We start from the raw sequence: 13,976 nt of genomic DNA, 5'->3' as shown, positions 1-13,976 counted from the left end.
AGGAAGACGGAATGCCCGAAACCGGAAAGGCGCTTTCCACCGGCTGGCAGATGGCGCTGACAGTGGCCAACGCTGCGGCTGATCCCGCGGCGCTGGAAAGCCTTTCCGATTTCCTCGACGCTCCCGTGCCCGGGACCGTTGCTGGTGCACTCGAACGGGCCGGCCGTTTCGACCGTACCGCCCCGCAGCCGCTCGACCATCTCGACGCCTGGTACACGCTCGATCTCTCCGGCGAAGCACCCGGCGAGGCTCTGCTGCAGTTCGACGGGCTCGCGACGATCGCCGAGGTCTGGTGGAACGGTACGCTGGTTCTCTCCTCCGACAGCATGTTCGTGCGCCACAGCCTGCCCGTCACCTTCACCGGCAACGACCGCCTGGCTCTCTGCTTCCGCGCGCTGAAACCGCATCTGGAAAAACGCGGCCCCCGCGCCCGCTGGCGGCCGCAGATGATCACGCCGCAGGGCTTGCGCCTCGTGCGCACCACTCTGCTCGGCCGCATGCCGGGCTGGTGCCCGGAAGTCCACACCGCCGGCCCCTGGCGGCCCGTGCGCCTCACGCGGCCGAGCCCGGCCTTTGCCTCCGAAATCCGCCTCTCCGCACGCCTTCACGAAAACGGCAAGGGCCAGCTGGAGATCGGCTTCGCGCTTCCGGGTGCGGTCGCGCCGATCGTGGAATGTGCAGGCGTTGCCGTCGAGGCAATCCCGAACGGCACGCACAGTTTTAGCGCCAGCCTCACCATTCCCGATGTCGAGGCCTGGTGGCCGCGCAGCCATGGCAATCCGGTTCTCCACGACATCACCCTCGTCGTGGGCGGTGCGCGCCAAAAACTCGGCCGCACCGGCTTCCGCCGCATCGAGATCGATCGCGGCGCCGATGGCCGCGACTTTGCTCTCCATGTCAACGGCGTGAAAATCTTCTGCCGCGGGGCGGTCTGGACCAATGCCGATATCGTCGATCTGCCGGGCACGCGCGCGCGCTACGAACCACTGCTGACGCTTGCGGCCGAGGCCAACATGAACATGCTGCGCATCGGCGGCACCATGGCCTACGAGACGCCGGATTTCTTCGCGCTGTGCGACGAGCTCGGCCTTCTCGTTTGGCAGGATTTCCAATTCGCCAATTTCGATTACCCGGCAAACGATCCGGCCTTCGTCGAAAATGTCAGGGCCGAAGTCGCGCAGTTCCTCGATGCCACCGCCGCTTCGCCGTCGCTTGCCGTGCTCTGCGGCGGCAGCGAGATCGACCAGCAGGCCGCGATGCTCGGCCTGCCGGAGGCGGCCTGGGCGGGGCCGCTGACGCTCGATATCCTGCCCGCGCTCGTTGCCGCCCATCGTCCCGATGTGCCCTATGTCGAGAACTCGCCGAGCGGCGGGGCGATGCCCTTTTCGCCCGGTGCCGGCGTCACGCATTATTACGGCGTCGGTGCCTATTGCCGGCCGCTGGAAGATGCGCGCCGCGCAAACGTGCATTTTTCCGCCGAAAGCCTCGCCTTCGCCAATGTCCCGGAACAGGCAACGCTCGACGCGCATCTGCCCGTGCCCCCCGTGCACGATCCGCGCTGGAAGGCCCGCGTGCCGCGCGACCGCGGCGCCTCCTGGGATTTCGAGGATGTGCGCGACCATTACCTCACCCAACTTTACAGACACGAGCCGGCGCGTCTGCGGCGCGAAGACCCGGCCCGCTATCTCGATCTCTCCCGCGCCGTCGTCGGCGAAGTGATGGAGGCGATCTTCGCCGAATGGCGGCGGGAGCAATCCACCTGCAATGGCGCGCTCGTCTGGACGTTCCAGGATCTACTGCCCGGCGCCGGCTGGGGTATCGTCGATGCGACCGGCCTGCCGAAATCCGCCTGGCATGCGCTGCGCCGCGCCTTCCGGCCCGTGCAGATCACGCTTTGTGACGAAGGTACCAACGGCCTCGACATCCATGTAAGGAACGACGGCCCGGAGGAGCGGCGGCTGATGCTGGAGCTTTCCTGCCTGCGCCATGGACGGCAGCCGGTGGTCTCCGGTCGCAGAGACATCGCGCTCGCCCCGCATTCCGCCGAAACGCTGCCGGCAACCGCGCTCTTCGGCGCCTTCTTCGACACGACCTACGCGTTCCGCTTCGGCCCGCCCTCCCATGACGTCACGGTCGGCCGGCTCATCGATACGGACGGGACGGTGGCCGCGGAAGCCTTCCATTTTCCGCTCGGCCGGGCAGAGGCGTTCTTTTCCGCCAGCCTGACGGCGACGCTCCGGCAGGACACGGATGGCTGGCTGCTCGACCTCTCGGCCGATCGTTTCGCCCAGTCGGTCGCCATCGAGATCGACGGCTTCCGGCCTTCCGACAACTGGTTCCATCTGGCCCCCGGCAACGTGAAAAGCATCCGCCTTCTTCCGTCTGCCGGCACGTCCCCCGAGACAACACCGCACGGCACGATCCGCGGCATCGGTGCCGAAGCCGTCATCTCCATCTGAGCATCGGGGATTTACAGGCGATATGGGTGGCGGCCTCGTGTCGAGGTCACCCATGCCCCAAGAGAGTGCGCAAGACTCCCGACCCCAAACATCAGCCCGGATGCTGCCCGTACTGCTCTTGAAGCCAGAGAAGCATTCCGAAGCGTTTGGCGGTGCGCTATACCCCTCTCGAGCATCGTTCAGGAGGAGCCGGATGGCCGTCACCGATTTCGCGACCCGCACCTACGACCATAATTTCCGGCTCGACCCGATCGTGCGCAGCCTGCTCGACACGGATTTCTACAAGCTGCTGATGCTCCAGATGATCCGCCAGCTGCATCCGGATGTCCAAGCGACCTTTTCACTGATCAACCGGACGAAAACCGTGCGGCTTGCCGAAGTCATCGACGAAGGGGAGCTGCGGGCACAGCTTGACCATGCCCGGGAGCTTCGTTTCACCAAGAAGGAACTGATCTGGCTGGCGGGCAACAGTTTTTACGGCAAGGCCCGCATGTTCGGCCCGGACTTCATCGCCTGGCTCGCCGCCTTCCGCCTGCCCGACTACGAGCTGCGCAAGGTGGACGGGCAGTACGAGTTGCATTTCGAAGGGCCGTGGACCCATACCAGCATGTGGGAGATCCCGGCACTCGTCATCATCAACGAGCTGAAATCCCGGGCGGCGATGCGCGACAAGGGGCTTTTTGCGCTCGACGTGCTCTATGCCCGCGCCAAGGCCCGGCTCTGGGAGAAGGTCGAGCGGTTGCGGCATCTGCCGGATCTCGTCATCTCCGACTTCGGCACGCGCCGCCGGCACGGTTTTCTGTGGCAGCGCTGGTGCGTGGAGGCCCTGAAGGAAGGGCTTGGCGAGCGCTTCATCGGCACATCCAACGTGTTGCTCGCGATGGATGCGGACCTCGAGGCCATCGGCACCAATGCGCATGAACTGCCGATGGTCGCTGCCGCGCTGGCCGAGAATGATAAGGCGCTTGCCGCCGCGCCCTACCAGGTGCTGGAGGAGTGGCGGCAGCACTACAACGGCAATCTCCTCATCGCCCTGCCGGACGCCTTCGGCACCACTGCCTTCCTGGCCGAGGCGCCGGACTGGGTGGCGGACTGGACCGGTTTCCGGCCGGACAGCGCCCCGCCGATCGCCGGCGGCGAGCAGATCATCCGCTGGTGGCAGGACAAGGGGCGCGATCCGCGGGAAAAGCTGCTGATCTTCTCCGATGGCATGGATGTCGATACGATCGAGGAAACCTATCGGCATTTCCATGGGCGGGTGCGCATGAGCTTTGGCTGGGGCACCAATCTCACCAACGATTTCCGCGGCTGCGATCCGGATGGCGGCAGCGGGCTCGATCCGATCTCGCTCGTCTGCAAGGTGACGAGTGCCAACGGCCGGCCGGCGGTCAAGCTTTCGGACAATCCGCTGAAAGCAACCGGCGATCCCGCCGAAATCGAACGGTATCGCCGGGTGTTTGGCACGAAGGCCGAGCATGCCCGGCCAGTCGAAGTTTAGCTCTCTGCCGCCTGAGGCGCATCGCTGGCCACGTTGACGAGGCCGATGATGCGCTCGACCGCACAGGGGATCGGGCCGAGCACGGGCTGATCGAAGCGCGGACGCAGCTTTTCTGCCGCCTGGCCGAGCGGGCCGCCGCCGATGATGACGGCTTCGGCTCCGTCCTCGAAGATGCACGCGTGCACCGCACCGGAGAGCGCCTCGGTGAGCAAGCTCGGATCGGATGCAAGCGCGACGGGGTCGCCCTCGGTACAGCGGATCCCCCTGTAGAGATGGGCAAGACCGAGATCGTGCGCCCGCTGGCCGATGGCCTCGATCAGGTCAGGCGTCGAAGTGGCTACGGAGAAGGCCCGGCCGCCCCGCGAAGCCTCGATCATCGAGGCCTCGCAGATGCCCACCACCGGGACCGCGACCTTGCGACGAAGCTCCGCAAGGCCGGGATCGCCGAAGGCGCTGACGATGATCCCCGCACAATCCCGCCCGTGCGCGGTGCCGAGTTCCACCACTTCAGCGGCAGAGGCGGCCAGTTGCTCGGGGGTGACGATCATGCCCGGCGCGCGGCGCGCGGTGACGGTCTTCACCACCAGCCGGCCCGCCGAAGAGGCCAGCGCGATGGCGTGCATCATCTCGCTGGTGGCCTCGGAACTGTTGGGATTGATCAACAGGATGTGCGGGGTCATGCTCTTGTCAGGCTCCTGCTTTTGCGGGCTCTGCGACGAGGTTGTCGCTTGCCGTGGTGGCGTCCGCCCGCTGCGTGATGTCTTCCATCGACATGCCATAGGTTTCCGGCCCGAGGCGGATGCAGATGGCGAAGATGGCGTACATGGCGGCGGCGAGGCCGAAGACCCCACCCATGCCGTAGCTGTCGAACAGCGCACCCGAGATGGTCGGCACGAAGGATCCGGCAGCCGAGCCTGCCGCCAGGATGAAGGCGACGCCGAAGGCGCGGATGCGGGTCGGGAAGAGTTCCGGCGCATAGATCCAGATGGACGTGTTCAGGAGAAGCACGAAGAACTGGAACAGCGCGCCGAAGAACAGCACCAGATAGATGGTGGTGCCGAACTGCATGATGGAAAGCGCGGCAAGGCAGGCGCAGATCGCACCGACGGTCAGGACGCGCTTGCGCGGGAAGTAGTAGCCGAACATCGAGGCCGCGATGGCACCGAGGACGCTGCCGCTCTGGATGATCATGCTGTAGAGCAGGCTGCCCTGCAGCGTATAGCCCATCGAGATGAAGATGACGGGCATCAGGGTCAGAACGGAAAGCTGGGCGCCGTAGCTCATCAGGATGGCGATGGACACCGGCACGATGCGGCCGAGGAAGGGTGCACGGAACAGTTCCTTCCAGGCGCCCTTGGCGCGCGGCGCATCCTGCTCGTTGTCCTTCGAGAGATATTCGCGGACCACGAGGTTCTTCGGCCGGAGCGAACCGGATTCCAGCACCGAGAGCACCTTGTTCGCCTCGTCTATCCGCCCTTGCGAGGTGAGGAAGCGCGGCGTTTCCGGCACATAGCGGCGGTAGAAGACGACCAGCAGGGCCGGCAGCGCAAGCGAGGCGAAGAGCCAGCGCCAGCTATCCTCACCCGGGAAGATGCTGAAGATCATCAGACCATAAACAGGGGCAAGGAAATTGCCGAAGCCGCCCGCGCCCACATTGACGAGCCCGGCCGCCGTTCCGCGGAATTTCGGCGAGCAGAATTCCGACAGCATGGTGACGGCGGTGGAAATCTCGCCGCCGACGCCGAAGCCGACGATGGCCCGGGCGATGCACAGGAACATGAAGTCCGGCGCCAGCGCGCAGGCTAGGGAGCCGAGCGAAAACAGCAAGAGATTGACAGTGAGCATGACACGGCGGCCGTAGCGATCGCCGAGGATACCGGAAAGCAGGCGGCCGATGGCCGCGCTGCCAAAAGTAATCGTGTTCAGGAAGCCGATATCCGTACCCGTCAGCCCCCAATGCTCCTTCAGGAGCGGGCCGGATACGCCGATCGTGTTCTGTTCGAAACTGTCGAACAGGCAGCCGATCAGCACCAGCGCGATGATCTGCTTGTGCGCACGCGTCACTCCGATACGGGTGAGCGCGCCCTCCAGTTGCCGAATGGCCGGCGATGATTTGCCGGACTGCACCATACCTTCTGCTGCCATAGTCTCCTCCTCTTGGCATCAGCATGAAAATCAATTTTCTTATAATACATGCGAGAAATGATTTTTTCAAGAAACTTTGTGTCCCGGCCCCAGCGGCATTCTTGCGTAGTCCTGCAAGTCCGTTACAAGCTTGATTTCGAAGTGAAAGGCGGTGGCTCCGATGGGCTCTACGGATCGTTCGTTCCTGTTTCGCGTGCGTGATGCGCTTGACGACCTGCATCCGGCAGAGCGGCGACTCGGCGACTTCGTCTGTGACTTTCCAGGAGAGCTTGCCAGCTATTCGGCATCGGAGCTCGCAAAGCTGGCCCAGGTCTCGAATGCAACCGTGACACGATTCGTCCGCCGGCTCGGCTACGAGAACTACGAGGAAGCCCGCCGCCATGCGCGCGACGAGCGCGAGACCGGATCGCGCCTGTTCCTCGCCACCTCGACGGATGCTGCAGGCGCGCAGTCGCTTGGCGCTCATGTCGCCCAGGGCATCGCCAATCTCGAAGGCACCTTCTCGAGCATTACCGATGCGCAGGTGGACGCCGTCGCCGACGCGATCCTGGCCGCGCGCAAGACCTGGGTGGTCGGCTTTCGCAGCAGCCATGCCTTTGCCGATTACCTGCAATGGCAGATGACGCAGGTGGTGGAAAACATCGTCGCCATCCCCGGTGCCGGCCAGACGCTCGGCGAACACCTCGTCAGCGTGACGGAGAAGGATGTCGCCATCGTCTTCGGCCTGCGTCGCCGTGTGGCGCAGATGGACAGCATCCTGACCGCGATCGAAAAGAGCGGCGCCAAGCTGCTCTACCTCACCGATGAAGGTGTCACCCATCGGGCGAGTGCCACCTGGCATTTTCGCTGTCACACGCTCGCGCCGGGACCGCTGTTCAACCACGTCTCGGTCATGGCCGTCTGTCACCTCATCACGACGCGCGCGATCGAGCGCGCCGGCCCCGCCGGCCGCACACGCCTGCGCGGCATCGAGCGCTTCGGCGACACGCTGGAAGAGCTGTAGCGCCCCTAGAGTTTGTCAGGAAAAAGTGGAACCCGGTTTTCCCGAAAAGGCAAATGAAAACAAAGAACGCTAGAGCCCGTCAGTATGAAGCTGACGGACTCTAGCGGGCGATGCGTTCGATCCTGCCGTTTTCCACCAGCGCTTCCGCCGGCGCCGGATGGGAGAGGAAATGCCCCGGGCTCGCCGTCAGGCCGTAGGCGCCGGATTGCAGAACGGCGACGAGGTCCCCGGCGGCAAGCGCCGGCAGCCCCGTGTCACGCGCGAGCGTATCGAGTGGCGTGCAAAGGGGGCCGACCACCGTTGCGGGCAGATCCGGTCCAGCCGCCATATGGGCAGGCGCAACGACAGGATAGTTTCGCTTGATGACCTGGCCGAGATTGCCGGAAGCCGCCAGATGGTGGTTCATGCCACCTTCCAGGACAAGGAACCGCACGCCGCGGGACGTCTTGACGGCGTTGATTTCACTGACATAGAGGCCCGCCGTACCAACAAGGAAGCGCCCCGGCTCGACGATGGCCCGCGCACCAGCGAGCAGCGGTTCGGAGCGTATCAGTTCCGTCAGATCGGGAATGGCCGCGGCAACGGCATCAAGATCGAGCGGCCTGTCCCCATCATAATAGGGAATGCCGAGGCCGCCGCCGAGATCGATCGTGGCAAGCGGTCTCCCGCTCGTGCGGGCAACACGCGCGGCCAGCGTGACGGCATGCCGCCAGCTTTCGATCAGCGCAGCCGCATCGAGGATCTGCGTGCCGCCATAAACATGGATGCCGACGAGTTCGATGTTCGGCACGGCAAGCACGGCGGCGATCGCCGCATCGAGGTCTTCCTCATCGAAGCCGAAGGCGGTCGCCTTGCCGCCCATGCGCATGGCGCCCACCTGAACGGCTGGAACCGGATTGATGCGCAGCGAGGCGCGGACCGGCCGGCCGATCGCGCGGAGCCGCGCGATCTCGTCATGCCCTTCGATGTGGATTTCACCAATCCCGCCGTCGATAACCGCCGCAAGTTCCGCATGGCGCTTGCCGGGCCCGGCGAAGAGGATCCGCTCCGGCTTTGCACCGGCGGCAATGGCCGCGTGGTACTCGCCGATCGAGGCAATCTCGACGCCCGCCCCCTCCTCGATGAAGAGACGGATGACGCTGCGGGCCGGATTGGCCTTGGCCGAGTAGTAGATGGCAGCAAAACCGTCGAGTACAGCGGCCAGCCGGCGATAGGCCCGGCGCATGACCGCACCGTCATAGATATAGGCGGGCGACCCCATCTGCGAGACGATCTCGCGCACGGAAAGCTCACCGACATGGAGGTCGTCGCCTCGCACCTCGAAAAGCTCTGTCGCAAGCGGGTAGCCGTGACGCGTCATCTTCACCGCGGGATCAGCCATTTTCCGTGCGCTCCCTGACGAGTTGCCGGTAGTCCACCTTGCCGTTCGGCGTCACCGGCAAAGCCTCGACGAATTCGAGGCCTCGCGGCACCATATAGGCCGCGAGCCTGCCCGCGACCGCCTGCAACACCGACGCCGCGTTGACATCCGGCTCCAGCGCCACGCCCACGGCATGGAGCTTCTGCCCGGCAAAATCATCCGGCAGGCCGATGACGGCAACCTGGCGGAAGCGCCCGGTGCTCATGATCGCCTCCTCGACCTCCGACGGGCTGATGCGGTAGCCCGAGGATTTGATCATCGCATCGTTGCGGCCGATGAAGGAGAAGAAGCCGTCCTCGTCCTCTACGGCCAGATCGCCGGAGTAACAGACGATGTCACCGCCCTCATCCCGCGGGCGGAACGGGTTCTGCCGCAGCACCCGGGCCGTCTCCTCAGGCCGGTTCCAGTAACCAAGCGAAACGGTCGGTCCACGATGCACGAGGATGCCGGGCTCGCCCGGCCTCGCGCGGCGGCCATCCTCGGTCACGATGAAGATCTCGCATTCCGGTATCGCCTTGCCGATCGAGGTCGGGCGGCGGTCCAGCTCTTCCGGTGGCAGGTAGGTCGAGCGGAAAGCCTCGGTGAGGCCATACATCAGAAAGACGTTCGTCTGCGGCAGCATCCTGCGCAGATCCGCGACCGTCTGCGAAGGCACTGCCCCGCCAGAGTTGGTGATGTAGCGCAAATCCGGCAAGGCGGTCTTGTGCAGGAGGGGCGCAGCCTTCGTCAGGATCGCCCAGATGGTCGGCACGCCGGCAAGGGCGGTGATCTTGTGGTCACGCAACGCGCGAACGATCTCGTCACCGAAGCGGAACGTCAGGATGACGGTCGTCGCCCCCTGCTCTACCGCGGTCAGGAGCTGGTTGAGGCCATAATCGAAACTGAACGGCAGGATGGAAAGAATGCGCTCCTCCGGCGTGATGCCGAGATAGGTGCGCACGATACGCGCGCCGGCGAGAAGGTTGCGGTGCGACACCATCACGCCCTTTGGCCGCCCGGTAGAGCCCGATGTATAGAGGATCGCTGCAAGATCCTCGCCGATGGCATTTTCACGGACAGCCACAGGCGCGGCTTCCGCCATTTCCTCGACGGTCAGGATATGCGCTTCGGCAACGCCATGCAGGCTTTCGGCGACCATCGGCGCAAGCTCGCGGCTGGTAACGACGACACGCGCCGCGCAATCGGCGACGATATGGCTGATCTGCGGACCGCGCAGCAGCGCATTGATCGGCACGAAAACGGCGGCAGCCCGGCTGGCCGCAAAGATGGAGACACATTCTTCGATACCGCGCGGCAGGAAGATCGCGACGCGGTCCCCGCGCTCGACGCCCACTTGCAACAGCGCCGCGGCAAAGCGCTCGACAGCCTCGTGGAAGGCGCGATAGTCGAGTTCCCTCTCGCCATGAACCAGCGCACGCCTGCCGCTCTCGGCATGCGGGACAAGAAGGTGATGAAGAAGAACCGGTGATCCCGTCACGCCCGAACCTGCGAGACGAAGCGCACAAGGCTTGCGGGTGTCGCCAGCTCCTGGAAATCGAACCCGTCATCCTCCATGGAGACCCCGAAGCGCTCGCCGAGGAACATGATCAGCTCGAGAAAGCCAAGGGAGTCGATCGCGCCGTCAAGCAGTGCCGTGTCTGGCGCAACGGGCGCGAGTGCCGGAAAACGCCGATCGATATAGGCGTGGATCTCGGCGCTGATGTCGTCTGTGGGGACTGCTGCACTCTGCATCGTCCGTCTCCTCTTCCTTTGCCTCTCACCGGCTACATCTTCAGAAGTACGCGCTCGGAATAGAGCTCATCGATCAATCTGTCGTCCCAATCGCCCTTCACTTGGTAGCAAAGGCCGCGTTTCCAGATCCAGGCATACGGGACGTTGCGACCTTCCTCGACCTGGAGCGCGAGAACCGGCACCCCACGCAGGACAAGCAGGCGTGCAAGCGCCCCGAGATTGTCAGCGACGATGTCCTGGTTTTCGGCAAAAACAACCCGCGCGACCGGAATGCGCTTGCGCGAGGTGACGCTGAGCACGATCGGATGGTAACGCCCGTTGACTTCGACCGCGACCACGATGCATCCGAGGGCCAGATGGTTTCTGAGATCCCGCAGCAGGGTTTCGGCAAGCGCGCCTGCCGGAACAGCTTCGAGCGGTCGAAGCCGCCCCTGCCTTGGACCAGCGAGCGCCAGCCAGGGAAGGACGACGAGGGAAAGATCGAACCCTATCGATCGGAATCCGAAACGGTTGTTTATTTCAACGGCGGCGGGGGTCGGCGTCAGGTCCGTGTAGATCGCTTCCTTGTCGGCCAAACCTGCCATGATCAGACGTGTGGCGGACCAGCGATGATTCTCTTCCACGTACCAGCTCGAAAGATTCACGATCCTTCGACCTGTCTGCGCATCCCATCGGGAGATCGTCAGAAGGATGCCGACAGGGGTCTCCCCCGCCAGAAGAAAGAAGCCAACCGACGGTTGGCCGGCCGCCCTGTTCTGATCGGCAAGCCTGCGCAGTCCCTTGCGCCAGAAAGCACGAGAGCGGGAGGGGAACCCCTTCGAGAGCAGGGTCTCGGCCGCTTCCAGGCGAGCCTCGTCAATGGCGCAAAGCTTCAGCATTTCCTCAATCGAAAATCCGTTCCTGTCGAACCGTTCTAGGGATGACACCTTCTGAAAGCGTAAACACACCTTCTTGCAATTAAGGCTTGAGCGGCAAATGACGAGAACGTGAACGGACGCGGCGACATTTGCCATTCACCGCGCATTGTCTTTGCCAATTCTTCAACTTTGGCCCGTCCGCGACTGCGCTTTCGCCATTGAAGTGAAAACAATTACAACTTTACCTTTCGCATAAACGGCATGCTGACCCGGCCGCGTTATGCTCCGCTGAAGTAAGACGAAGGGGACCCCATGAGCTGGCATATTTTCACCGCCACCGCAGCACTTGCAGCAGGAATGTACAGAGGCCAGTTTTTGGACCGCGCCGAGCCGGACGTGTTCGTTGCGGCCAGCTCCAATGCATTGCCGATGGAGCCGCGCCCGATCAACCCCGACTGGGTCATGGCAGGCAATCCCGTTGCCCGCGCCGCGCTTCACTCCCGGCCGGCGGACACCTATGCCACGATGGCGGTCTGGGATTGCACGGCCGGCCAGTTCCGCTGGTTCTTCGGATGGGACGAGATGGTGGTCATCCTCGAGGGCGAGGTTCACGTGACAGCCGAGGACGGCAGTGCGCGCCTGCTGACCAGCGGCGACATGGCCTATTTCAAGGCCGGCACCTGGGCGACCTGGCGTATCGATCGCTATGTCAAGAAGGCCGCCGTGATGAGAAAGCCCTTCCCGCTGCCCGTTTCGCTGCTCTATCGCACGCTTGGCTGGCTCCGGTCGGCCATCAAGGGCACGCAGTCGGGTGGCGGCCTGTAACGTCAAAAATCTGGCGCAGAAGATTACAGGCGCAGAGAAAGCCCCTCGCCCCGGAAGCGGGGCACCCTGGCATGAGCAGCGCAAGTCCTTTAGCGGATGCCATCCATCTCCGGGTTGACAAAACGCCTTGCTTCACTGGGAAGCAAGGCGCCTCGGGCTCTTGAGGCTCCAGCGAAACCGTGGAACCTTGCAGTCGATCACCTCGAGATGCTCGCTGCTGTTGAGCGTGTGTATTCTTGAAATCGCTTTGTCACGGGACGGAATGGGAACGGGGGCCGCAAGGCGCACCCTCTCCTCGTTCAGCTCGAGAAGATCGGCAAGCCCGAGGCCGGCGCCGTATTCCTGCGTTCCATCCTGCAAGGGCAATACGAGGCGGTTGCCGACACCGATAAAACTCCCGCCGGGCCGGGCGGCGGCCCGGTCTATCTGCAGCGGATTGCTGCGGTGCGGCGTCCATTCGCCATCCAGACGGTCCGCATAATACACCACGAGTGTGTCCGCAGCGCTCCCATAGGTGTCGCGTTCACTGGCGAACAGCCACAGGCGCCCCTCGTGCTCCAGGAGCGTCGCATCAAAAAGCGCACGATCCGGTATCAGGACGGCGTGTCGTACCCAGCCGTCCGGAAACGATGCCGCACGATACAGAACGAGACCGCCGCCCGCCGCACTCTCCGGCAGCATCCAGATTTCACCGTCGCGGCTGAAAACCTGCGGGTAAGACAGATGATGCGGCTCCTCGACGACCGTACGCGGAACGCTCGCCCTGCCATCGGGAAACACTTCCGCCACGGAAATGACGGCCTTCGTATCCCCGTCGGCAAAATCCTCCACGAAAATGAAGTGCCGCCCGTTCCAGTCGAACGGGAACGGATCGGCATAGAAGCGATTGCCGCCATCCGGCAGGATCGCCCAGGGCTCGCCCGTCAACGACCCCGTGCTGCCCACCTGCACACCCTTGTGGAACCGATAGTACGTATCCCAGCGGTGTATGTTGAACAGTGCCCGCTGAGCCGCGCCCGCCAGCTGGCGCGGCATCATCGAGAACATATAGGCATTGAGCAACTGCCCGGCCGTCGGCTGAGGCGATCGCGTGACGCGCTTGTAGGGTGTTTCTGCCGGCGCCCCGCTCCTGAGGTAGCGATCCGCCGCATCCACCAAAAGGGTAAGCATGCGCGCCAGAACATCGTCCAGCCCCCGGACGAGCGACAGGCGACTGTCGACCATGGGCGCAGCATGACCAATGGCCTCATCGTCGTTGAGAACGATATCGATCCTGGGCAAACATCCCTGCATCAACGCTTTCGCGGCGGACGCGACGGAAGCACAACCGTTGAAGCGCGGTTCAAGTGTCGGCGATGCGAAACTCCGCCCGCTCGCCGTCAGATCTATCCGCAGCGCTGCCTCGGCACGGGAGGAGGACAGTCCGACAGTGGACACGACATCGAAAAGATCGTTGCCGCGAATCCGCAATGTTCTTCTTTCTGCCCTAAGAATATTGCTGAGCATGCGGGGTTCATCGGGTGTTTCCACCCCTGCGAGCACAATATCGTGGCCCTTCTCGGCAAGGCGATCGGCAACAAGAAGATGGATGCGCCGAACGTCATTTGCAGGCACTAATATATCGATTGTGCTCACACGATTCCTTTATCTCAGGCTGATGAAAAAAATGATATAACACTTGATAGTTGCAAACTTTGGCAGGTCAAGTGAAATCTCCGATCCAGCCGCATACACCGTGCAATCAGACCGGCGCACTCTTTTAAATCGGGACAAACGCATGACAAGCCGTGTCAAAATACTCCGGCATCCGTTAGCCAAACAGAAAAGGAGAGCAGCCAGTTTTCAGGTTGCTGTGCCCAAGCTCCCGGAATTTACATTCCCTGCGATATTTGTATTATTTTTGTCGTTTTTGATTTCGCGCCAGATGCCCTTTGCGATTGCGATTGTCAGGCCGATGGCTGCGCCGGTTATGGTTCCGATGACGAGGAGGACGGCGAGGCTTGGGGGCCAGGATCGGTTCTGGGGCGGCAGGGCGGTC

The 13,976-nt window shown here is 63.5% G+C and carries 11 protein-coding genes and 1 pseudogene; 4 read left to right on the top strand and 8 right to left on the bottom strand.

Annotation, left to right across the window (positions count from 1 at the left end; all coding sequences use genetic code 11):
- Positions 1 to 11 precede the first annotated feature (11 nt).
- Together P9A16_RS14615 and pncB are read left to right on the top strand one after the other, a co-directional pair.
- The gene (locus P9A16_RS14615; protein ID WP_023512096.1) at positions 12 to 2,459 is read left to right on the top strand and encodes a beta-mannosidase; all 2,448 of its coding nucleotides are present in this window, start codon (positions 12 to 14) and stop codon (positions 2,457 to 2,459) included.
- A gap of 193 nt (positions 2,460 to 2,652) precedes the next feature.
- Positions 2,653 to 3,957 (top strand): nicotinate phosphoribosyltransferase, encoded by a 1,305-nt coding sequence (gene pncB / locus P9A16_RS14610; RefSeq protein WP_023512097.1) that lies wholly within the window; start codon positions 2,653 to 2,655, stop codon positions 3,955 to 3,957.
- Here the strand turns inward: pncB and P9A16_RS14605 are convergent.
- Both P9A16_RS14605 and P9A16_RS14600 read right to left on the bottom strand, forming a co-directional pair.
- A complete protein-coding gene (locus P9A16_RS14605) occupies positions 3,954 to 4,637 on the bottom strand; it encodes an aspartate/glutamate racemase family protein (RefSeq protein WP_023512098.1) in 684 nt (227 codons plus the stop codon). The two genes, pncB and P9A16_RS14605, sit on opposite strands and share 4 nt — an antisense overlap.
- 7 nt (positions 4,638 to 4,644) lie before the next feature.
- Entirely contained in the window at positions 4,645 to 6,102 is a 1,458-nt protein-coding gene (locus tag P9A16_RS14600) for an MFS transporter (protein WP_278025742.1), read from the bottom strand.
- Between the two features lie 160 nt (positions 6,103 to 6,262).
- Between P9A16_RS14600 and P9A16_RS14595 the strand changes: the two genes are divergently transcribed.
- Positions 6,263 to 7,105 (top strand): MurR/RpiR family transcriptional regulator, encoded by an 843-nt coding sequence (locus P9A16_RS14595; protein ID WP_023512100.1) that lies wholly within the window; start codon positions 6,263 to 6,265, stop codon positions 7,103 to 7,105.
- A gap of 100 nt (positions 7,106 to 7,205) precedes the next feature.
- Here the strand turns inward: P9A16_RS14595 and P9A16_RS14590 are convergent, their stop codons facing one another.
- The 4 genes from P9A16_RS14590 to P9A16_RS14575 are packed head-to-tail and all read right to left on the bottom strand — an operon-like array spanning position 7,206 to position 11,269.
- Entirely contained in the window at positions 7,206 to 8,486 is a 1,281-nt protein-coding gene (locus P9A16_RS14590) for a type III PLP-dependent enzyme (protein ID WP_278025741.1), read from the bottom strand.
- Positions 8,479 to 10,002 (bottom strand): AMP-binding protein, encoded by a 1,524-nt coding sequence (locus P9A16_RS14585; RefSeq protein ID WP_023512102.1) that lies wholly within the window; start codon positions 10,000 to 10,002, stop codon positions 8,479 to 8,481. Before P9A16_RS14585 ends, P9A16_RS14590 begins: the two co-directional genes overlap by 8 nt.
- The gene (locus P9A16_RS14580; RefSeq protein ID WP_023512103.1) at positions 9,999 to 10,256 is read right to left on the bottom strand and encodes an acyl carrier protein; all 258 of its coding nucleotides are present in this window, start codon (positions 10,254 to 10,256) and stop codon (positions 9,999 to 10,001) included. Before P9A16_RS14580 ends, P9A16_RS14585 begins: the two co-directional genes overlap by 4 nt.
- Before the next feature lie 32 nt (positions 10,257 to 10,288).
- Positions 10,289 to 11,269, bottom strand: coding sequence for a hypothetical protein (locus tag P9A16_RS14575; RefSeq protein WP_023512104.1), 981 nt, complete (start codon positions 11,267 to 11,269; stop codon positions 10,289 to 10,291).
- 156 nt (positions 11,270 to 11,425) lie between these two features.
- Between P9A16_RS14575 and P9A16_RS14570 the strand changes: the two genes are divergently transcribed.
- Entirely contained in the window at positions 11,426 to 11,938 is a 513-nt protein-coding gene (locus tag P9A16_RS14570; protein WP_023512105.1) for a cupin domain-containing protein, read from the top strand.
- A 132-nt stretch (positions 11,939 to 12,070) separates the two neighbouring features.
- On the opposite strand, the gene P9A16_RS14565 is transcribed toward P9A16_RS14570, so the two are convergent.
- A complete protein-coding gene (locus P9A16_RS14565; protein WP_024271652.1) occupies positions 12,071 to 13,573 on the bottom strand; it encodes a glucosamine inositolphosphorylceramide transferase family protein in 1,503 nt (500 codons plus the stop codon).
- Between the two features lie 207 nt (positions 13,574 to 13,780).
- Positions 13,781 to 13,976, bottom strand: a pseudogene (locus P9A16_RS14560) (hypothetical protein); the annotation flags it as partial.

This window comes from Shinella sp. 838, assembly GCF_029623935.1.
Classification (GTDB): Bacteria; Pseudomonadota; Alphaproteobacteria; order Rhizobiales; family Rhizobiaceae; genus Shinella.
Note: the sequence above shows the minus strand (reverse complement) of the source record. Positions and strands in the feature narration are given on the sequence as shown.